The 19997-nt window shown below is 59.1% G+C and carries 17 protein-coding genes and 1 tRNA gene; 6 read left to right on the top strand and 12 right to left on the bottom strand.

Annotated elements, in window-relative coordinates; genetic code table 11:
* Positions 1–93: 93 nt before the first annotated feature.
* The 3 genes from ATY79_RS04455 to ATY79_RS04445 all read right to left on the bottom strand — a co-directional run bounded on the left by ATY79_RS04455 (position 94) and on the right by ATY79_RS04445 (position 6151).
* Positions 94–3051: an SPOR domain-containing protein gene (locus ATY79_RS04455; protein WP_088694961.1), complete on the bottom strand. Its 2958-nt coding sequence runs from the start codon at positions 3049–3051 to the stop codon at positions 94–96.
* A 59-nt stretch (positions 3052–3110) separates the two neighbouring features.
* Positions 3111–4868, bottom strand: a complete 1758-nt coding sequence (argS, locus tag ATY79_RS04450) for an arginine--tRNA ligase (protein ID WP_088694837.1) — start codon at positions 4866–4868, stop codon at positions 3111–3113.
* Positions 4869–4933: 65 nt separating this feature from the next.
* Entirely contained in the window at positions 4934–6151 is a 1218-nt protein-coding gene (locus ATY79_RS04445) for a deoxyguanosinetriphosphate triphosphohydrolase (protein ID WP_088694836.1), read from the bottom strand.
* 213 nt (positions 6152–6364) lie between these two features.
* Between ATY79_RS04445 and erpA the strand changes: the two genes are divergently transcribed.
* Positions 6365–6697, top strand: coding sequence for an iron-sulfur cluster insertion protein ErpA (erpA, locus tag ATY79_RS04440; RefSeq protein ID WP_088694835.1), 333 nt, complete (start codon positions 6365–6367; stop codon positions 6695–6697).
* 119 nt (positions 6698–6816) lie between these two features.
* Positions 6817–7608: an exodeoxyribonuclease III gene (gene xth, locus ATY79_RS04435; RefSeq protein WP_088694834.1), complete on the top strand. Its 792-nt coding sequence runs from the start codon at positions 6817–6819 to the stop codon at positions 7606–7608.
* A gap of 56 nt (positions 7609–7664) precedes the next feature.
* Here xth and exoR read toward each other — a convergent pair whose 3' ends face one another.
* From exoR to ATY79_RS04410, 4 genes are all read right to left on the bottom strand, one after another.
* Positions 7665–8468 (bottom strand): exopolysaccharide production regulator ExoR, encoded by an 804-nt coding sequence (gene exoR / locus ATY79_RS04430; protein WP_088694833.1) that lies wholly within the window; start codon positions 8466–8468, stop codon positions 7665–7667.
* 706 nt (positions 8469–9174) lie between these two features.
* A complete protein-coding gene (locus tag ATY79_RS04420) occupies positions 9175–10431 on the bottom strand; it encodes an OmpP1/FadL family transporter (protein ID WP_088694832.1) in 1257 nt (418 codons plus the stop codon).
* A gap of 404 nt (positions 10432–10835) precedes the next feature.
* Entirely contained in the window at positions 10836–13679 is a 2844-nt protein-coding gene (locus ATY79_RS04415) for a valine--tRNA ligase (RefSeq protein WP_088694831.1), read from the bottom strand.
* Positions 13680–13796: 117 nt separating this feature from the next.
* Positions 13797–14675, bottom strand: coding sequence for a DUF2497 domain-containing protein (locus tag ATY79_RS04410; protein ID WP_088694830.1), 879 nt, complete (start codon positions 14673–14675; stop codon positions 13797–13799).
* Between the two features lie 77 nt (positions 14676–14752).
* Here ATY79_RS04410 and ATY79_RS31845 point away from each other — a divergent pair, with 77 nt between their 5' ends.
* On the top strand, positions 14753–14875 hold the full coding sequence (locus tag ATY79_RS31845; protein WP_280950863.1) for a hypothetical protein: 123 nt from the start codon (positions 14753–14755) through the stop codon (positions 14873–14875).
* Between the two features lie 23 nt (positions 14876–14898).
* On the opposite strand, the gene ATY79_RS04405 is transcribed toward ATY79_RS31845, so the two are convergent.
* Positions 14899–15564 carry a protein-L-isoaspartate O-methyltransferase gene (locus tag ATY79_RS04405; protein WP_189637957.1) on the bottom strand — a complete coding sequence of 222 codons (666 nt, stop codon included), beginning with the start codon at positions 15562–15564 and terminating at the stop codon, positions 14899–14901.
* A 370-nt stretch (positions 15565–15934) separates the two neighbouring features.
* Between ATY79_RS04405 and ATY79_RS30730 the strand changes: the two genes are divergently transcribed.
* Positions 15935–16081 (top strand): hypothetical protein, encoded by a 147-nt coding sequence (locus tag ATY79_RS30730; protein ID WP_189637253.1) that lies wholly within the window; start codon positions 15935–15937, stop codon positions 16079–16081.
* 218 nt (positions 16082–16299) lie between these two features.
* Here the strand turns inward: ATY79_RS30730 and ATY79_RS04400 are convergent, their stop codons facing one another.
* The 3 genes from ATY79_RS04400 to ATY79_RS04390 form a co-directional block, all read right to left on the bottom strand.
* Positions 16300–16482, bottom strand: coding sequence for a hypothetical protein (locus tag ATY79_RS04400; RefSeq protein ID WP_088694959.1), 183 nt, complete (start codon positions 16480–16482; stop codon positions 16300–16302).
* A 631-nt stretch (positions 16483–17113) separates the two neighbouring features.
* A tRNA-Cys gene (locus tag ATY79_RS04395) sits at positions 17114–17187 on the bottom strand.
* Positions 17188–17312: 125 nt separating this feature from the next.
* A complete protein-coding gene (locus ATY79_RS04390) occupies positions 17313–17744 on the bottom strand; it encodes a BA14K family protein (protein ID WP_088694829.1) in 432 nt (143 codons plus the stop codon).
* A gap of 199 nt (positions 17745–17943) precedes the next feature.
* Between ATY79_RS04390 and ATY79_RS04385 the strand changes: the two genes are divergently transcribed.
* Together ATY79_RS04385 and ATY79_RS04380 are read left to right on the top strand one after the other, a co-directional pair.
* Positions 17944–18585 (top strand): DUF47 family protein, encoded by a 642-nt coding sequence (locus ATY79_RS04385; protein WP_088694958.1) that lies wholly within the window; start codon positions 17944–17946, stop codon positions 18583–18585.
* Positions 18585–19589, top strand: coding sequence for an inorganic phosphate transporter (locus tag ATY79_RS04380; RefSeq protein WP_088694828.1), 1005 nt, complete (start codon positions 18585–18587; stop codon positions 19587–19589). Before ATY79_RS04385 ends, ATY79_RS04380 begins: the two co-directional genes overlap by 1 nt.
* On the opposite strand, the gene ATY79_RS31260 is transcribed toward ATY79_RS04380, so the two are convergent.
* Entirely contained in the window at positions 19586–19885 is a 300-nt protein-coding gene (locus ATY79_RS31260; protein ID WP_088703139.1) for a hypothetical protein, read from the bottom strand. The genes ATY79_RS04380 and ATY79_RS31260 overlap by 4 nt on opposite strands.
* Positions 19886–19997: the final 112 nt, after the last annotated feature.

Raw genomic sequence — 19997 nt, 5'->3', positions numbered from 1 at the left:
GGTGTCGGGCGGAAATACGAGCCGCGTCAACCGGCATTCACAAAAAAAGCGGCGGACCGGAGGCCGCCGCTTTCCTTGAATGCTTGCAGAAGCTTACTTCGAGATAAGGCAGCTGCCGCCTGCGGCGCGGTATTTTTCGCAGACCGCCGCGGCTTCGTCCTTGGAGCCTGCCGGGATGCGAACACGGTAGAAGGTGCCCTTGCCCGCAATATCCGCCTTGCGGATCTCGTAGCTGCGACCGGCAAGCACGCTTGCAAACTTCTTCGAAAGGCTCGCGTAGGACTTCTTCGCCTCGTCCTCCGAAGGAAGCGATGCGATCTGGACTCCATAGCCTCCAGCTGCAGCCGTCGGTTGGGCCTGGGTCGCTGCCGGCGAAACAGCGGCAACCTCCTTCGGCTTTTGCGCCGCAGGCGCAGCGGGCGCCCCAGCAGGTGCCTGAACCGCATTTGTCGCTGCCGGGCGTGTTGCCGGAGCCGGCGCAGCGTCGCTAACCGTCGAGCTCTTCACAGCGCGGACTGGCGGATCGACGTTCGCGGGAGTGGCGGCGGCCGCCTTGGCCAGTGCGTTCTCGGAGGGTGCCTGCGCCGGCGTCGGCTTGGCTTCTTCAACCGGTGTTGAACGGATGTCGGCCGAGGCGACCTGGCCCGATGCAGGGAAATTCGCAGCAGTGCCGCCGGCCGGCTTTGATCCAGCCGTGACCTTCTGCGTCTGAACCGGCGTTGCCTTGGGCAGCGTCGGGGCCGCTTCCGGAGCGGGCTCGTCGCGGGCAACCAGAGTGCCGTCCGGCCGGACGATCATGGTGCGGACCTTGCGAGCGGAAACCGAAGGCGCCTGATTGGCATTATCTGCTTCGTCAGTTGCGGCCGTATCCTGGCTGGGCAACAGACGCGGATCCTGGGTGTCGCCGACAGGTGTTGCCATTGGCGGCGCGATATCGCTGTCGTTGTCTTCAGGCAGCGTTTCCGGGGTCAACGTGCGCTGCACGACGTCCACCGGCTGCTCGTCGCTGGATACCAGCGCCTTCTGCTTTGGCGCTTCGGCAGCGGCACCGCCGACGCTATCATAAACGGCCTTGTCCTGGTTTGGCACGGTCTTGCCGCCGGGATTGTCCGGCACAACCTTAACGGGATCCTTGTCCGCTGTGATCACACGCGGCTCGCCGGAGGTGATACCGAGGCCTCCATCACGGGCGAGCAACGTGTAACCTGCATATGCGACGCCGCCGAAGACGACGATCGCGGCAGCAGCAGCCAGCATACGCTTCATCGAGCGGGCGCGGCTCATATCCTCAGCTTCACTTGCCGACTGAATCTGCACCTGGGAAATGTTCTCGCGGCGCTGGACCGGTTCGTTGACGCTCCGGCGGAAATCTTCTTCCAAGGCGCGCTCAAACTCGTCCAGGCTTTGCAACGGAACCTGCTTGGCGCCTGCCGCCGCTGGCGCAGCGGCCGGCGCGACAGAGATCGGCGCACGGGTCCGCCATGCCTCGACGGCCGGCTTCGCAGGCGTTTCTGCCGGCTTGGCGGGTGCGAGAAGGTTGGCGATTTCAGCGTCGACGTCGAAATCGAAGTCGGAGGTCGCGACGACCGGTTCCGGTTGTTCGACGGGCGGCAGCACCGGCACGTGCATTTCTTCGACGGCTTCCGGATGATATTCCGCATCCGAGATCATCGATGGATCGAAAGGAAGATCATCTCCGGCATCGGCCGAGAACGCAGGAGCCACGGGCGCCTTCGTGACGAACGCTGCCTCCGCCGAAGCCTGACTGATCGGCGCGGCAGCAACGATGGGAGCTGGCGCCGGCTGGAAAGCGGGCACCGGGGCGACCGGCTGCGGTTTAGCTTCCTGGATATGCTGCGCCGGAACTCTCTGCGCCTCGACCGCCTGCGGTTGCGCCTTTACCGGTTCAGCAAAATCAAAATCGGCAAGTTCCAGTTCGATGCCTTCGAGATCAAGCTCAAAGTCATGGCCGGCGAAAGGATCGTCACCTTCCGGTTCGGCTTTGGCCGCAGGAGCGGGCACAAGCTGCTCGACTGACGTCGGCAATGGTGCCACTACGGGCGCGGCTGGGCGAGCCGGCTCCGGCGAGGTCGGCATCTCCGCGACATCCGCCGCAGGCGCGGTCTGGCGCTCGGGAACGGGGTAATGAGACACATCGGCAAGGAGTTCATCGATATCGAAGGTAATATCGTCGATCTCCACCGGCGCGGCTTCGGTTAGCGCGGCGTCAGCTTGAACAGCGCCATCATCCTTCGCGGCAGCAGCCAGGTCGAAGGCGCTATGATCGATTAGAGATTCTACGACCGGCGCTTCCTGGCGCATCTCAGACGCATCGGGTTCTTCGTGGCGATCGATTTCAGCGGGGAAACCCGCGGCAACAGGCACGTCGAAAGCAGCAACGCTCTCCGACGCAACAACGATCGGTTCATGCGCGGGAGCAGCGACGGGAGTGACCGACGCAGATGAAGCCTCATCGCGGCGTGCCGGGTGGAAGTTCGCGATCGGCAACCGAATGCTGGCGGCAGACCACTGCGGAGCCTTGACAGGCGTAACGGGCGCTGCCGGAGCAGGCGCCGCGCCGATCGACATCTCGAGCTCTTCAATCAGATCACGAGCGCCACCGGCGACCGGTTCGCCCTCACGAGCGACCGATGCCCAAGCGGCAGAGGTCAGGTTGGAAGCCCGGTCAAAAGGCTGACGAACGAGCGGTTCGCCGGCAAGCTCAGGCTGAACGACGAATTCGGGTTCAGCCATGGCAACCGGCGGAACATCCGCTTCGACGGGAGCCTCATAGGCAACCGGCTGCTCCAAGACGGGCTCAGACAGACGATCGAAGGAAGCCGCGGACTGAGGTTCGTCGTAGCGCTCGAACTCGCGCAACAATTCATCTTCGAGATTGAACGCCGGCTCCTGTCGGGGGGCGTCTTCGACAGTATTTGCTGCTACCCGCGGCTCAAAGCCAACGATGCGAGCAAGTTCCGCCAAAGGATCGTCGTCGGCAAAGAGGTCCGTATTCTTACGCGTGTCATACGCCCGCTGTTTGTCTGCCATACTCATCCCACTCGCAACTGCTAAGGTTTATGCCAGAGCATTGTGGGTAAATGGTGACGCTACCGCATCTCATCCGGCGCAGCGGTACCCGCAATGGCAAGTCCCGACTTCAAAACCGACGCAACGGCGTACACCAGCCCTAATCTGGCTATACTCGATTCTCGGTTCTTATCGTTAATAAATCGTAAGTCTACTTGATCCTTACCTTTATTCCAGTGCGCATGGAAAGAACTTGCCAGATCGTAGAGATAAAATACGACGCGGTGAGGCTCCTGCGACTGTGCCGCAGACTCGACCAAGCGTGGAAACTCTGCGGCCTTTGCAACCAGCTGCAATTCCGCGGGATCCGAGATGCCTGCCACCGCTTTCGCGAGGTCGGCGGGGGTGACATAGAGGTCCGGAAACGCCTCCTTCGCCTGCCGGAAAACAGACATGCAGCGCGCATGCGCATACTGCACGTAGAACACCGGATTATCCTTCGACTGCTCCGTTACTTTGGCGAAATCGAAGTCCAGCGGCTCGGAGCTTTTCCGGTACAGCATCATGAAGCGAACCGAATCGCGACCGACCTCCTCGACAACGTCGCGCAACGTCACGAAGTCGCCCGAGCGCTTCGACATCTTCACCGGCTCGCCATTGCGGAACAGCTTCACGAGCTGGCAAAGAAGGACGGTCAGCTTTGCCTTACCTTCGGAAACGCCCCTGGCCACCGCTTCCAGGCGCTTGACGTAGCCGCCGTGGTCGGCGCCGAGAACATAGATCATCTCGTTGAAACCACGGTCGAATTTGTTCTTGAAGTAGGCAACGTCGGCGGCGAAATAGGTGTAGGAGCCATCCGACTTGATTAGCGGCCGGTCCATATCATCGCCGACTTCCGTCGAGCGGAACAGCGTCTGCTCACGGTCTTCCCAGTCCTCGGGCAACTGGCCTTTAGGCGGCGGCAGCGTGCCCTTGTAGACGTGCCCCTTGAATGTCAGATCGTTGATTGCGGTGCGGATCGCCGCAGCGCCGTGCGCATGCAGCGTGCGCTCCGAGAAGAACACGTCGTGATGCACGTTCAACGCGTCCAGATCCTCACGGATCATCGCCATCATTGCGTCGATCGTGCGATCCTTGACGATCGGCATCCACTGATCGTCGGACATGTTGTGCAGCTTGACGCCGTAGTCACGAGCCAGTGACTCACCAACAGGCACCAGGTAATCCCCAGGATATAGGCCGGGCGGAATCTCGCCGATGTTCTCGCCGAGAGCTTCGCGATAGCGCAGGAAGACAGACCTCGCCAATACGTCGATCTGCGAGCCCGCGTCATTGATGTAGTATTCCTTGACGACCTCGAAGCCGGCAAAGGAAAGCAGGTTGGCCAGCGCGTCGCCGACGACGGCGCCGCGGCAATGGCCGACATGCATCGGACCAGTCGGGTTTGCCGACACATATTCGACGTTGACGCGTTTGCCAGCGCCAATGGCCGAGCGGCCGTAGTCCGTGCCAGCCTCGATCATCGAGGCAAGCAGGCGCTGCCAGTAGCCGACGGAGAGCCTGATGTTGATAAAGCCGGGGCCAGCCACCGAGACGTCCGCGACATCGGCGTCTTCTTTCAACTTCTCAGCGATGACCTCCGCCAGAGCGCGCGGATTGGTGCCGAGCGGCTTTGCCAGCACCATGGCGGCGTTGGTCGCGACATCCCCGTGGCTCGGGTCGCGCGGCGGCTCGATCGCGATGCGGCCGAAATCCACCTCGGATCGCTTCTCCTTGACCAGATCGATCTGTTCAAGGGCAGTTTTAATCCTGGTGTCGAAATCGGTAAAAAGGTTCATCACAATCTTCCATGCATAGGCTTTGCCACAAGGCATTTGTCCGGTCCTGGCCGGGCGATCGCTGCCTATCGCAAATCCGGAGTGTGGTCAAACAATCGCCTGTGGGCGCTGATCGCGTAGGTGTCGGTCATCCCCGCCAGATAGTCGCCGACATGGCGCGCCCTCGCCGCTTCGGCAAGACCCGCGATACGATCCACCCAATAGTGGCTCTGCATCTCCTTCGGATTGGCCATATAGGCACCGAAGAGATCGGTCACGATCTGCGCGGCGCCGGCGCGGATGCGCATGATCTCGGGGTGCCTGTAGATGCGCTTGAAAAGCATCGCCTTGATCTGCCGGTCGGTTTCGGACATCGCTTCGGAAAATGTCGCGACCACGCGATTGGCCTGGCGAATATCCGTTGCGCTTTGCGGCCTGATCTCCGCAAGACCTTGTTGAGCGACGGAAATGACGTCCTCGACCATCCGTGTGATCTGACGGCGCATGATCTCGTGGGTAAAGCGGCTGGCTTCGAGGTTTGGATAGCGTTCCCGTACTTCTGCCATCAGACCCGCCAGAAACGGGATCTCCTCCAGCATATCGAAGGTCAGATAGCCGGAGCGAAGCCCGTCGTCGATGTCATGCGTGTTGTAGGCAATATCGTCAGCGATTGCCGCGACCTGCGCTTCAAGGCTTGCATAGGTATCCAATTCCAGGTCGTGGATCTCGCAATAATCCAGGATCGGCTGCGGAACCGGCCCACGCGTGCCGGCGCCGTCCTTGGTCAGAAGCGGGCCATTATGCTTGACGAGCCCTTCCAGGCTTTCCCATGTCAGATTGATGCCATCGAAATCGGCATAGCGCCGTTCCAGCTTGGTGACGATACGCAGCGACTGGGCGTTGTGATCGAATCCGCCGTAGGGCAACAGAACCTCGTGCAGCGCATCCTCGCCTGTATGGCCAAAAGGCGTGTGGCCGAAATCATGGACGAGCGCCACACCCTCTGCGAGGTCTTCGTCCAGCCTGAGTGCTCTGGCAAGGGCGCGGGCAACTTGCGCAACCTCGATGGTGTGTGTCAGGCGGGTGCGGTAGTGATCGCCATCCTGGGCGATGAACACCTGCGTCTTGTGCTTCAGCCGGCGAAATGCCGTCGTGTGAACAATGCGGTCACGGTCACGCTGAAAATCCGAACGGGTGGGGCTGAGGTCCTCGGGATAGAGCCTCCCGCGCGTCGACCAGGGATCGGCCGCATACGCCGCTCTGTCACTATTGCCGTACCCCAAAGCCTGCCTGTCAATCGTCATTCGTCACCGTTACCCGATATGCAGCCGCCCATTGACGCGGCCTTGCGCTCTTCATACCTATAGAGAACATAAACGGCAAAGCGATGCTTTCGCAGTCATTTTGTCGGAACCTGCGCTTTCGTGCTATAGAGCGTAAGTAGCTTTGAAATCAGCCGCTTGAAACCAGCGGCTAACAGGTATTCTCTCCGGATCTTGACCCCGGCAGGAGCAAACATGACGGATGTAAGTGTAACCCTTTCCGATGCCGCGGCAAAACGAATCGCGGCAATTGTCGGTACCGAACCGGGCAAGAGCGCGCTGCGCGTTTCCGTGGAAGGCGGCGGTTGCTCGGGCTTTTCCTACAAGTTCGACCTTGCAGATGGTGCGCAGGACGACGATACCGTCGTTCAAAAGAACGACGCCAAAGTCCTGATCGACAGCCTCTCGCTGGTTTACATGGCCGGATCCGAGATCGACTTCGTCGACAACCTCCTCGGCCAATCCTTCCAGATCAAGAACCCGAACGCAGTCGCAAGCTGCGGCTGCGGCACAAGCTTCTCGATCTGATCTCTGTCCCGGGTATCCACATCGAACCGGCCGAAGAACCCCTTACGGCCGGTTTATAGTCTTGTCCGCGCCCGATGGAGCGCGATACAAGAGGCCGACGAAGCGGAACAGGACACTCCATGAAGATCGCGACCTGGAACATCAATGGCGTCAAGGCGCGCATCGACAATCTCATGCAGTGGCTGAAAGACTCCGATCCCGATATCGTCTGCCTGCAGGAGATAAAGACGATCGACGAGGGCTTCCCGAGGCTCGAAATCGAAGCCATGGGCTATCACGTCGAGACGCACGGCCAAAAAGGCTTCAACGGCGTCGCGATCCTTTCCAAGACCAAGCCCGATGAAGTAAGCCGCGGGCTGCCCGGCGATCCGCTCGACGAGCAGGCTCGCTTCCTGGAAGCCGTCTTTTCGCTGCCGGGCAACCGCGTCGCGCGCGTCTGCTGCCTCTACCTGCCGAATGGCAATCCTGTTGAAACCGAGAAATACACCTACAAGCTCGCCTGGATGGAGCGGCTGCGTTCATTCGCAGCCGAGCGGCTGGCCTACGAGGAAATCCTGATCCTGGCCGGCGACTATAACGTCATTCCGGAGCCTCATGACTGCTTCGATCCGAAGGTCTGGGAGAACGACGCGCTGTTCCTGCCGCAAACACGCCAGGCATTCCGTCGACTTGAAGGCCTTGGACTGACGGAAGCCGTGCGCGCCACGACGGACGTCGTCCAACTCTACTCATTCTGGGATTATCAGGCCGGTGCCTGGCAGAAGAACAACGGCATTCGTATCGACCACCTGCTGCTTTCGCCGGAGGCTGCCGACCGCATGACGTCCTCGGCGATTGAGAAGCATGTCCGCGCCTGGGAGAAGCCATCGGACCACGTACCTGTCGTGGCCTACTTCGATTTCGCGGCCTGAGCCTGGCGCGCCGCGATCGTTCAGATCACTTGCGCAGGCTCGCCGTTCGCACGGCATTACTCGGCGCCGTTGACGCCGATTTTATGAGAAAGCGCGACAGCCGAGCGGCGGTCGCTTTCGGTCGCGACGGAGAAGGCCTGTTCCTGCAGTGACTCCATCCAGCCACAGTCCTTCGGCTTGCAGCGGTCGAGAGCGGCTGTCATCAGCGCAAGGCCGTTGGCTGCCTGCCCTTCCTGGAAAAGGATATTGCCGAAGACCGCCATAGCGCCAGGATGGCCGCTCTTGCGGGCCTGGTTGAGCCACTTCTTCGCCTGCTGTGCACTGGTGCTGCCGCCTTCGCCCGCCAGCATCATCTGCGCCAGCTGGAACTGGGCCTCGGGTACGCCGAATGTGGATGCAACCTGGAAGTAGAGCTGACGCGCCTGGCTGAGATCAGTCTTAACAGGGCTGCCGGGAATGCCGTGCTTGTAATAGTTGGCAAGCGACAGAAGCGCGTTGACGAAGAAGCCGGTATCTTCGGAGCCGGGCTCGACGCCCTGCTGCGCAATCTCGCTGTAGATCTTGAAGGCTTCGAAGTCATCCTGCGCGACGCCATCGCCGTCGGCATACATGTTGGCGAGCGCCCAGCGTGAACCCGTATGCCCCTTCTCGGCCGCATATTTATAGGCTTCGACCGCTTCTTCCTTCTGACCGTTTTTGTAGGCCTTGAACCCAAACTTGAAGAGGTCGAAGGGACCGGACTCCTTCGAAACGCCTGACTTGATGTCGAATGCGCTTGCTGGCGATGCAATTGCCGCGCAACAGGCAATGGAAAGCCCCATGAGCAGCAGTCTGAAGGGTCTGGACTCGGACGTCAGCATTTCACTCGGTTTCTTTCGCTTCCCATCCGAGCGGACTTTCGATCCGCGGATGCATTCCTCCCGGCGAGCGATCCCGCGGTGGGCTCAAAGGCCCCTTTGCCCGCGTCGCATCCAGCCTTCGCCCTCCATCGAGAGCCTCAACTCCAAGTGCATCGCCCCTGTCCGCCCGCTGTCCGGCGCGGCCCGCCCGCGATGCCATCCGCCTCACTCCCGCGGCCCGGCTATTCGCCTTTCCGCCGTCAAGAAAAAGGTAATCACCAATTGTGACCAAACCTGTGTCGATGTTACTGGAAGCCGATTCCAATGACGCCGATCGATCTGAACACGAGAAGAAAGAGAAGCTTGGAAGCGCAACGTCAGAGCGAACTTCTGAGGCGGAATCGCCTTGCGGGAAAAGGAAACTGGCGCGGACAACGGCATTTTTACCGTAAGCTTCACCGATCCTGTTTGTACCCGTTACGAACTCGCTCATCGTACTCTTTTACGCGCACCTATGCCTGTCATTCCCTCGCCCGCCTATAGCGCTGCGCCTAGTTTGTGGCGGGAAATGGACAATTTGGCCCCGAGATCATCTTACTCAAATGCTGGTAAAAAACTGTTGCTGAATCGTCACAAAATGAGACGCGGAAACCTCATGCTTAACGAGGTGTACATAAAGAAAAGCCCGGCTGTTTTGCCGGGCTGATCTGAGGCTCGTCTTTGAAACTTAGAATTTCACCTTGATGCTGGTCGAAACGGCAGCCACAAGATCATTGCCGAAGTCGTAAGAGACGTCATTTCCATAGGTGACACCATCTTGTACGAGCACACCGGACGAACCGCTTGTGAGTACGCCGAGCGCGCCTGCAACACGCCATTCAATGTTGTCGGTCGGGTTATAGGCAGCGCCGACACCAACCGTCCAGCTGTCCGTCTGAGAGCCGTAGCCGTGGCTCGTGCCGCGATCCCATGTCAAGCTGACAGCACCGGTCCACTGCTCATTGAACTTGTGACCGATGCCACCTGTAACGGTCCAGCCGTCCTGATAGAGCAGGTCAAGCGACGTCAACTGATTTGAATGATTGCAGCTGCCCGTGACAGTGGTCGGGCACAACGCAATCGACTGAAGTACGCTCCAGTTGGTCCATTTCACGGAGCCGAAAGCCAGCCAATCTGGGGCGATACCACTCTGAACCTTGAGTTCCAACGAATCCGGGGCCTCGGTAGAGCCTACGACGTTGGTAACCTTACCGCCATACGTCGGAACGACAGGGACCTGAGTAAGATCAACGGTACCAGACAAGTCGTCATATTTGACCCGGCTATTGTAGACCAAGCTGGCACGCACCCCGTATTCTGGGATTTCATAAGCTATACCCGTTCGCCAGCCCCAGCCATTGTCCGCGAGATCCAGCCGACCGACGCCTGTCCCGGTGCCCATTGCGATAGGCAACGTGCTTACCAAACGCTCCTTGAAGCCTTCCACCTCTTGATAGAAGGCGCCGCCAATCAAGCGAAGCTGGCCGGGACCGACATCAAACTTGTAAGAGCACGTAGTGGCGTAGTTGTGCGTCTCAATTTTTGTTTCGATGTTGTTGTTGGCGCCTGCCCAGTTGATACCCGGGTTGGTGTGTGCCCCAAAGGGCTCGGAATAGTCGAGCAAGCAATCGACATCTTCGTAGCCTGCCTTCAAGCCCAGATATGGGACGGCATAGTTTTCAGTATCGTCCGCATGATTGGGACGTCCATTTAGATTGCCATCGCCACCGAGCAACGGCGACCGTGTATTGGTGTCCTTCACATTCTTGAGTTCACGCTGCGGCATGACGTAGATCACGGCCGCCTGCGCTGAAAAACGCGACTGATCAAACAGCAGATCGATATTGTAGCCACCGCGATCAAGGCCGCCCGCGAAGGACGGCTGCGCCAGCGTTGAAAATAGGGCAAGCGATAGAACGCCGGCAGAAGTCATACGAGATGCCAAGGTGTCTCCCCCACTCGGGCAATTGCAACGGCCGGACTGTGCAGGCGATGCCGATAAATGGCAACTTTGTGGCGGTGCGTGATTGGAAACTGAGCTAACGGATGTTTTACGCAAAATATTGACGGGCACGTCAATATTTCCAAAATGTGGAATAAAATTCTACTATCGGTAAAATTACCCACCCCTTTGAGGGTGACCATTCCACATTAGCGCAGTCGTGTAACACGGAAACAACACTCATATTTTTCGCCAACGGCGGCCGGAAACCGTGTGGAATCAAGGCAAGGCGCTGTGGATATGGGTGAATCCGAGAGGGAATTCGACGCGTCGCGTTGGACCTCAACAGAAAGGCGCCCGATTCGACATCGGACGCCCTTAAAATTTCATACTACCAGGCGTTGGCTTCAGCCGGCCTCGGATACACGCGCCAGTGCAACCCGCAGGCTGGCGGTCTGGCCCTGCAATTCGTCCAGGCGATCACGCTCGGCAGCGACTACCTCAGGATTGGCATTGGCGACGAACTTCTCGTTCGAGAGCTTGCCATTGATGCGCGCGATCTCGCCATCGGCCTTGGCAATTGCCTTCTCAAGGCGCGCCTTCTCGGCCGAAAGATCGATTAGCGTGCCGAGCGGCAGGCAGACAGTCGCTTCGGCAACGACGATCTGCGCAGCGCCCTTCGGCGCTTCGCTTGCCAGCGAGATAGCGTCGACACGGGCAAGACGCTTGATCGCGGCGTCATGCCGGACAAGCCGCTCGCGCGTCAGGCTATTGGCGCCGACGACAACCAGCGGCGCGACGGCTGACGGCGGGACGTTCATTTCAGCGCGAACGGAGCGGATGCCGGAAACCAGATCGATCAGCCAATTAATTTCATCGGCCGCGGCATCATCGGCATAGGACGGCGCCGGCCATTCGGCGTGGCAGACCAGCGTGTCGCGCTCGAGGCCCTCGCCTGCGGTGTGCGCCCAGAGTTCTTCCGTCATGAACGGCATGAAGGGATGCAGGAGCTTGTAGATCTCCTCCAGGATATAGGCGGCGCAAGCCTGCGCTTCCTTCTTGGCGCCCTCGTCCGTGCCATTGAAGACCGGCTTCAGCAGCTCGAGATACCAGTCGCAGACCTGGTTCCAGACGAAGCGGTAGAGCGCGCCCGCCGCATCGTTGAAACGGTAGGATTCCAAGGCTTCCGTTACGTCACGTTCCGTACGGGCAAGCTCCGTCAGAATCCAACGGTTGATCGTCAGTTCGGCGGCTTCGGGCACGAAGTGCGGATCGCTCTTGGCGCCGTTCATCTCGGCAAAGCGCGTCGCGTTCCAGAGCTTGGTGCCGAAGTTGCGGTAGCCGGCGATACGCGCGGGATCGAGCTTCACGTCGCGGCCCTGCGCTGCCATGATCGCCAGTGTGAAGCGCAGTGCGTCAGCACCATACTCATCGATCAGTTCAAGCGGATCGATGACGTTCCCCTTGGACTTCGACATCTTCTGGCCGTTCTTGTCGCGCACCAGCGCATGAACATAGACCGTGTTGAAGGGCTCGACCGGAACGCCATCCTCATCCTTCATGAAGTGCAGGCCCATCATCATCATGCGGGCAACCCAGAAGAAAATGATGTCGAAGCCGGTGACCAGAACGTTCGTCGGGTAGTAACGCTCCAGTTCAGGCGTCTTGTCGGGCCAGCCGAGCGTCGAGAAAGGCCAGAGCGCGGACGAGAACCATGTGTCGAGGACGTCTTCGTCACGCGTCAGGATCTCACCCGGCTTGAAATTCTCGAGCAGGTCCTCGACGTAGGCCTTCATTGGGCCTTCGTGCGAGAGATAGTGCTGGATCGCTGCCTGCAGGGCTTCCTCTTCCGTCTTTTCGACAAAGACCTGACCATCGGGACCATACCAGGCCGGGATCTGATGGCCCCACCAGAGCTGGCGGGAAACGCACCACGGCTGAATGTTTTCCATCCACTCGTAATAAGTCTTGTCCCAGCTGCGTGGAACGAGCTTGGTGCGGCCCTCGCGAACCGACGCGATCGCCGGTGCTGCGAGCGTCTTGGCGTCGACGTACCATTGCTCCGTCAGGCGCGGCTCGATCGGAACACCACCACGGTCGCCGTGTGGAACCATGTGCTTGTGCGGCTCGACCTTGTCGAGCAGGCCACCCTCTTCGAAGATGCGGACGATGATCCTGCGGGCCTCGAAGCGATCCTTGCCTTCGAGTTCGTCCCAGGCGCCATGCAGGGCTGCGGCGTCCGGAATGCCTTCCAGGAAATCCTCGTTGTCCTTGAGCGTGATCCGCGCATCGGCGGTGAGCACGTTGACAACACGAAGACCGGCACGCTTGCCGACATCGAAGTCGTTGAAATCATGCGCTGGCGTCATCTTGACAGCGCCGGTTCCGGCCGTCGGATCCGGATAATCGTCGGCAACGATCGGAATGCGGCGGCCGACGATCGGCAGGATGACGTGCTTGCCGACGAGCGGCTTGTAGCGTTCATCCTTCGGGTTGACCGCAACGCCGGTGTCGCCGAGCATCGTTTCCGGGCGGGTGGTGGCGACGACGATATAGTCGCGCGTTTCCCATTCAGTCGCTTTGCCCTCGTCGTCGAAGGCAACGGGATGCTGATAAGTGACGCCGGGCTCTAGCGGATAGCGGAAATACCAGAGATTTCCGTTGACCTCGTGCTGCTCGACCTCGATGTCGGAGATCGCCGTCAGGAGCTTCGGATCCCAGTTGACCAGACGCTTATCGCGATAGATCAGGCCTTCCTTGTAAAGGCTTACGAAGACTTCGAGAACCGCAGCGGAGAGACCTTCGTCCATCGTGAAGCGCTCTCGCGACCAGTCGCAGGAGGCACCGAGGCGTTTCAGCTGGTTGAAGATAAGGCCGCCCGATTCCGCCTTCCATTCCCAGACCTTCTCGATGAAGGCTTCGCGACCCATGTCGCGGCGGCCCGGCAGCTGCTGTTCCATCAGCTTGCGCTCGACAACCATCTGGGTGGCGATACCGGCATGGTCCATGCCTGGCTGCCAGAGAACGTCCTTGCCGCGCATGCGCTCGAAGCGGACCATGACGTCCTGCAGCGTGTTGTTCAGCGCGTGGCCCATATGCAGCGAGCCGGTCACGTTCGGCGGCGGGATGACGATGGTGAAGGTCTCAGCGCCCGGCTTGGCATTTGCGCCCGCCCGGAAGGCGTCCGCCTCATCCCATTTTGCAGCGATTTTCGGTTCAACGGCAGCGGAATCGTAGGTCTTGTCGAGCATTTGGGGACCAAAATCTGGAGGTTCTTAGATGCGGGTTGTAAATAGGATGGCTTCGGGCAAGTCAATAAAAAAGCCGCTCCGGGACCGGAGCGGCTTTTTGAGAAAAGGCGTTTCCGATCAGCGGCGCGGGCCGCGCGCCACGCGCTCGATCTCTTCGCGCACGAGACGCTCAACCAGGGTCGGCAGATTGTCATCCAGCCAGTCGCGCAGCATCGGGCGCAGCATATCTTCCGCGATCTCATCGAGCGAGCGACGCTGTGCGCCATCGACAACGGCAGCAAGCTCCTCAAAGGAACGGCTGACTTGAAGGCCCGCGTCATGCGAGAGCAATGCCGGCTGCTGCTCATCCTCAATGCGGCGCCGCGGTGTGTCTTCAACCATCGGCTCGGCAATGGCAGGTACGGAAACTTCTGTCGCCTGGACAACAGCGGGTCGCGGCTCCACGGCGATGGCCTGAGGCATTTCGAACGGCACTTCCACCGGCGGGCGCACAGCGACGACTTTCGGCGCAGGAGCTGAAATGGGGGCCGTAGCGGCTTCGGCAGGTTGCGAAGCCCTTGGAGCCGAAACCAGCACCTCGCCAACAGTCTCCGGCGCCTCGGTCCTCAGTTCCGCGGCCTGCCGAAATGCCGGCGGCACTTCGCGCTGCAACTGGGCAGCGTTCCGCTCCGACGCTGCTCGGACGCGCGCAGCGACATCCGCCAGAGACATGGCGCGCGGCTGCGCCTCCGGCAGAGGAGCCGAGCCTGCCGAATTGGCGGCAACGAAACGCGGATCGGGCTGAGGGACTGTTTCAGGGAATTCCACGCCAGCGTAAGTCTCGTCCACCGTCAAATGGATGTCCGAATCGCGATCATCCTCATCGCCGCCATAAACTGCCGGGAGCGAAGCGGAGAGCGCCCTGCCTGCACCCGGGTCATTGCTTTCGATGATCTGGCGGATCGACGCTAGAATTTCTTCCATTGACGGTTCACGCGCTACACTTGGCTGAGCCATATCTATCCCCGTTATTCCGAAAAACGACCGGATTGCGTGGAATGGGCATCCGAATCACCCATACCTTAGGATAGCCGATGATTGAAAAAAATCATCGCGAATCAAATGAATGCTGCCATGCACAGCTTTCTGCACGCTGGCTGGCAACCCCGAAATTCGATGGATGGAAAAGAAAAACGGGCGCTAAAGGCGCCCGTTGAAAGTCAGTGATCGCAGCTATAGATCAGAACACGAATTCGCGCGCCTTGGCAAAACCGGGAAGCGGCTTAACAGAGGCGTTGAAGTAGACGTTTTCGGAAATCGTGCCGCGCTCGCTCACAAAAACCTTTGCACGCGCCGAACCGCCGTAACCCTGTACCGTGACCAGACGGCCGCCGTCACGAAGCTGCGACAGCAAGGAAGAAGGAACCTCCTCGACAGAACCGCTGACAAAAATGAGATCATAAGGAGCGCCTGACGGGCTGCCAGCATTGAGCGGGCCAGTGACAACAGATACGTTTGTGTAGCCGGCAAGGTTGGTCTTGGCTTCCGCCGCAAGCGTTTCGTCCTCTTCAACCGCGATCACCGTACTGGCAAGCTGCGAAAAAAGAGCCGATACGTAGCCGCTACCGGCACCGATCTCGAGTACGACATCATCCTTCGTGACCGCCGCAAGCTGGAGCAGCTTTGCAAGCGGCGACGGCTGCATCAGATAACGCGCCGGCTTGCCGGACGCTGCCGGACAGATTTCGACGTCACGATCGATATAGGCAAGCGCCTTCGCCTTCTCTGGAACGAAAGCCTCGCGCGGCACCGTGAGGAAGGCCGTCAGCACTGAATGCGAGGTGACGTCCGTCGTGCGGAGCTGGTTGTCGACCATGTTTGCGCGTGCTGATTCGAAATTCATCATGTCCTCTCGCTCGGTAGAAGCGGCTTTGTCTGGACGTCTCTTAATCTCAGCACACTGGCCTTTCAAGGCTTCGCGAATGCCTGCGGCAAGAATTCGGGGTGCGAGCATTCCCGATGCGGGCCCGCAGCCACCCTTCGTGGAACAAACGAGCGCGCTGTGATATTATTGCAACCGGAGGAACAGAGGAGGAGTAGGCCATGCTGAACATCATCGAATATCTCTCATTGTTCGACTTCTTCATCATCGCAACGCTGATCGGCATCTTCTGCTGCGGCCTTTTCGATCGTGAAACGAGCTAACTAACTGCCTTCAGGCCATTGTCAGTTTTTGTCCCGATAGTGTCGTTTCCTTGGGATTCGGCGGATGTGACATGGCAATCAAACCACTCGTGCTGGGCGGCTTCTTCATCGGCGCGCTGCTGGCGATCATACTCCTTATCCCCTTTGTGAGAGTCAGCGCCCCGAGTGTCGCGACAACTGGCGTATCACCAATGCCGTCACTGCAAAGGGTCAACTGAACTGCAAGCCGCGGCGTGGGTGACGAGTGGACCGTTGAGAAGTTCTTTTTAGGCAAGAACAAACGACGAAACCTACCTTTAAGCACCAATGTTGGCCGTCGAATGGGATCTATATCGTGTCGCGGTCGATCCCGGAGCCTCCCCAGCCCCTCCCCGATCGACAACCCGGCCGGGGCCAAAACAGCCGCGGCCGGGGCCGCTCGGTTTGCCGGTGAAGGCTACTGCAGTTCGGTTTCCTCTTCTATGTCGACGAGAATGCCGTGGCGCAACGCCTCTTCCTGCGCCTCTTTCAGTGCCTCCTCGATCAGCATGACAAGCATCTCGGCGTGGAGTTCACGCTCGGCCATCTCGCGCGCCACACTTAAAGCAAAGATCAGTTGCGGTATTTTGGTCGCCGACATCATAGGCGCTCCTCAGAATTGAGGGTGAAGCTTAGCGCCCTATCAAAAACCCGGCAATCGCCGATTTGGTCATGGAAAGCATGCACCAAATCTAACACCTTGCGGATTTTCACTATGCCGGTGGAGAAAAATGTCGTCGGAGCTTAAATTTGGAAGGAAGGCGTCCAGAAGCGTTCGACCCCGACCGCCAAGATACTCGGCAGGACCACGTAATCATGATCCGGGAGGGGGCGACCAACCTGGCCGCCCCCTCAGCATTGCTGGGACAGAAAACTTACCCCCGCCCTGTCTGCCGTGGGCAGCGAAATGGAGCTGATCAAGGAGTGGGTCCGATACCTTCAACGCCTTATCTTGTCCCCCGGCAGACCAGCAAAAAGAACATAGCTCCGTTGTAAGAGCTGTCACAGATGGACCTAGGTCCTAGTCCGATTGGAGTAAGTGGGTTGGCGAGCTCGCTGCAAATAAATTCCCGAGGATCGAAACGGCAGGAGACTTACTGCCGGCTGGCGATTGAACAGCAACCTGCAAACCCGAATAAGACGCCCGCGCCCGACTCGACTTGGCTACAGTCACTGCAGCCGAGTCACAAAATCCGACTGCAAATCAATATCTTACGGATAGAAAATCAAGATGGAGGCCTCGCCCGGAATTGAACCGGGGTACAAGGATTTGCAGTCCTCTGCGTCACCACTCCGCCACGAGGCCTCACTGCGCTTCATCACCGAAGCGTTGGCGGGCATTTAGAATGAATAGAAATTGAGTGCAAGGGGGTTATTAAAAAACCGGCAGGATTTCCAATCGATATGCCCGCCGGTTTCTATGATCAACCATTAGTATGGTGAGTGGCACTGCCGCCGCGGGCCATAATACGGCTGATAGGTGTTGTCATATGCGCGATAGGAGCGGTAACGGCTGTAACACCAATCGACGTGGGAATTGCCGACCGGGTAGGCCCGTGGCTGAGCAATCAGTCCGCCGATGATCGCGCCCGCCGCCAAGCCACCGATCAGTGCGCCGGCATCATTGTCGTAATGGCGATAGTAATCATCATGATAGTAGCGCCCACTATAATGGCCATGCCGGTAACCACCGCAACGATAGAAGCTGCAGCGGTCGTAGTTGCGGCTGTTTCTGGCGCCGGAATCTCCAAACTCGCCGCGGCTTTGAGGTGAATGCTCGTCACCCGAATTTTCAGCGAAAGACGGTCCGATGCCGGACAGGCTCGTCGCGATTGCCAATACCAGTACCGCAAGCTTCTTCATTCCAGCACCTTCTCATTTCCTGCATGTCTCGCGTCAGAAAACGCTTAGAACTTTAACGCTCAGGCAAGTCTCAAGTTCCCTGACGCCCATTGCAAATGCACGGCGGAAAAGAATCTTGGCCGGTGCAATTGTGACACTTTTATTGCAAGCCCTGCTAATTTATGACGGGCTCCTAAAAATTCTCAAACGGATGGATGGAATGCTCGGCTGGTTTCGTAAACTTCTACCGCGTGAAGACCGCTTCTTTGACCTCTTTTCCCAGCATTCCCAGACGATCGTAGGGGCGGCGGAAGCGCTGAACGAATTGCTTGCCGGCAAGGACACCGAGCGGCATTGCGATCGGATCGTCGCACTCGAAAACGATGCCGACGAGATCACCCGCGAGGTGCTACTCGCGGTTCGCCGAAGCTTCATCACGCCTTTCGACCGTGTCGATATCAAGGATCTGATCCAGTCGATGGATGACGCGATCGATATGATGCACAAGACCGTCAAGACGATCCGGCTCTTCGAGCAGACCCAATTCGATCCCCGCATGCAAGAAATGGGGGCGGCCATCGTGCAGGCTGCCCATCTCATCGGCGAGGCGATCCCCCTGCTCGACCGCATCAACGCCAATGCCCCGCGGCTCATGGCGATTGCGGAGGAGGTCACCCGCGTCGAAGGGCGCTCGGACGAGTTGCACGACCACGGCCTGAAGGAGCTTTTCCTTCGTCACGGTGCGTCAAATGCAATGGCCTACATCGTCGGCAGCGAAATCTACGGTGAACTGGAGAAGGTCGTTGATCGCTTCGAAGACGTTGCCAACGAAATCAGCGGCATCGTGATTGAGAACGTTTGATGGACGCCACCCTCGCCTTTCCGGTGCTCGCCGGCCTGATCGCGGTTGCGCTGTTCTTCGACTTCCTGAACGGCCTTCACGATGCCGCGAATTCGATCGCAACGATCGTCTCGACGCGGGTGCTCCGACCTCACTATGCAGTTGTCTGGGCAGCTTTCTTCAATTTCATTGCGTTTCTGTTCTTCGGTCTCCACGTTGCCGAAACCCTCGGTACCGGCATCATCGATCCCAATATCGTCACACCGCTGGTCATCTTTGCGGCACTGATGGGTGCGATCATCTGGAATATCGTCACCTGGATCTTCGGTATCCCGTCCAGTTCTTCGCACGCGCTGGTGGGCGGGCTGGTGGGAGCCGGCCTCGCAAAAGTCGGCTTCAGCTCAATCGTGTGGAGCGGATTGCTGAAGACAGCGAGCGCCATCGTCATGTCGCCGTTCATCGGCTTCATGTTGGCGCTCTTCCTCGTGCTTGCCGTCTCCTGGATCTTCGTTCGACAGACACCCTTCGCTGTCGATCGCACATTCCGCGTCCTGCAGTTCGTATCCGCCTCTCTCTATTCGCTTGGTCACGGCGGCAATGATGCACAGAAGACGATGGGCATCATTGCCGTGCTCCTCTATTCGCAGGGTTATCTCGGGGGAAGCTTTCACGTACCACTCTGGGTCGTGCTCTCCTGCCAGACGGCGATGGCGCTTGGGACACTCTTCGGCGGCTGGCGAATCGTCCACACCATGGGGTCGAAGATCACCCGACTGAACCCGATGCAGGGTTTCTGTGCGGAGACCGGCGGCGCGCTGACGCTCTTCGGAGCCACATGGCTCGGGATTCCAGTGTCCACGACCCACACCATCACCGGTGCGATCATAGGGGTGGGTGCTGCACGCCGCGTCTCGGCAGTCCGTTGGGGCCTGGCAGGCAACATCGTCGTTGCCTGGGTAATCACGCTTCCGGCGGCTGCGCTTATCTCGGCGCTGTTTTATTGGACCGCAGGTTTGTTCAGCTAATCAAGGGGCGGTTTCCGCCTCTTGCTCCACCAGACAGAGACTCGCCGCCGCATCCGGCGAACGAGATGCAGATCGTGCGACAGCACGATGAATCCCAGCGGGAGCATCCAGAAGCCTAAAATGGGCAAGAATCCCAAAACGCCACCCAGGATCAGCAGAATGCCGATCGTCATTCTACCGAGGCGCGACCGTGGAAACGGAATGCTCACGGAGCCTAGAACGAGATGGCCGGTGTTGTGATTGATGCCAAATCGCTTGGCGCCCGATTTTCCAGTGGTATCATGTGCTTCAGTCATCCACAGGAGATGGGGTTATTCAGAGCGAATACAAGCGGATGTCATTTTTTTGAAAAAACCGCTTGGCAAATCGGGCAAGCATTTGTATTAGGCCACTCACACCGCGGCGAGC

It is taken from the genome of Rhizobium sp. R693 (assembly GCF_002211315.1).
GTDB lineage: Bacteria > Pseudomonadota > Alphaproteobacteria > Rhizobiales > Rhizobiaceae > Rhizobium.
Note: the sequence above shows the minus strand (reverse complement) of the source record. Positions and strands in the feature narration are given on the sequence as shown.

Excerpts from the sequence above, each read along its gene's own strand:
- ATY79_RS04455 (WP_088694961.1), bottom strand. The coding sequence starts at position 3,051 with ATGGCAGACAAACAGCGGGCGTATGACACGCGTAAGAATACGGACCTC.
- argS (WP_088694837.1), bottom strand. The coding sequence starts at position 4,868 with ATGAACCTTTTTACCGATTTCGACACCAGGATTAAAACTGCCCTTGAA.
- ATY79_RS04445 (WP_088694836.1), bottom strand. The coding sequence starts at position 6,151 with ATGACGATTGACAGGCAGGCTTTGGGGTACGGCAATAGTGACAGAGCG.
- erpA (WP_088694835.1), top strand. The coding sequence starts at position 6,365 with ATGACGGATGTAAGTGTAACCCTTTCCGATGCCGCGGCAAAACGAATC.
- xth (WP_088694834.1), top strand. The coding sequence starts at position 6,817 with ATGAAGATCGCGACCTGGAACATCAATGGCGTCAAGGCGCGCATCGAC.
- exoR (WP_088694833.1), bottom strand. The coding sequence starts at position 8,468 with ATGCTGACGTCCGAGTCCAGACCCTTCAGACTGCTGCTCATGGGGCTT.
- ATY79_RS04415 (WP_088694831.1), bottom strand. The coding sequence starts at position 13,679 with ATGCTCGACAAGACCTACGATTCCGCTGCCGTTGAACCGAAAATCGCT.
- ATY79_RS04410 (WP_088694830.1), bottom strand. The coding sequence starts at position 14,675 with ATGGCTCAGCCAAGTGTAGCGCGTGAACCGTCAATGGAAGAAATTCTA.
- ATY79_RS31845 (WP_280950863.1), top strand. The coding sequence starts at position 14,753 with ATGATTGAAAAAAATCATCGCGAATCAAATGAATGCTGCCATGCACAG.
- ATY79_RS04405 (WP_189637957.1), bottom strand. The coding sequence starts at position 15,564 with ATGATGAATTTCGAATCAGCACGCGCAAACATGGTCGACAACCAGCTC.
- ATY79_RS30730 (WP_189637253.1), top strand. The coding sequence starts at position 15,935 with ATGGCAATCAAACCACTCGTGCTGGGCGGCTTCTTCATCGGCGCGCTG.
- ATY79_RS04400 (WP_088694959.1), bottom strand. The coding sequence starts at position 16,482 with ATGTCGGCGACCAAAATACCGCAACTGATCTTTGCTTTAAGTGTGGCG.
- ATY79_RS04390 (WP_088694829.1), bottom strand. The coding sequence starts at position 17,744 with ATGAAGAAGCTTGCGGTACTGGTATTGGCAATCGCGACGAGCCTGTCC.
- ATY79_RS04385 (WP_088694958.1), top strand. The coding sequence starts at position 17,944 with ATGCTCGGCTGGTTTCGTAAACTTCTACCGCGTGAAGACCGCTTCTTT.
- ATY79_RS04380 (WP_088694828.1), top strand. The coding sequence starts at position 18,585 with ATGGACGCCACCCTCGCCTTTCCGGTGCTCGCCGGCCTGATCGCGGTT.
- ATY79_RS31260 (WP_088703139.1), bottom strand. The coding sequence starts at position 19,885 with ATGACTGAAGCACATGATACCACTGGAAAATCGGGCGCCAAGCGATTT.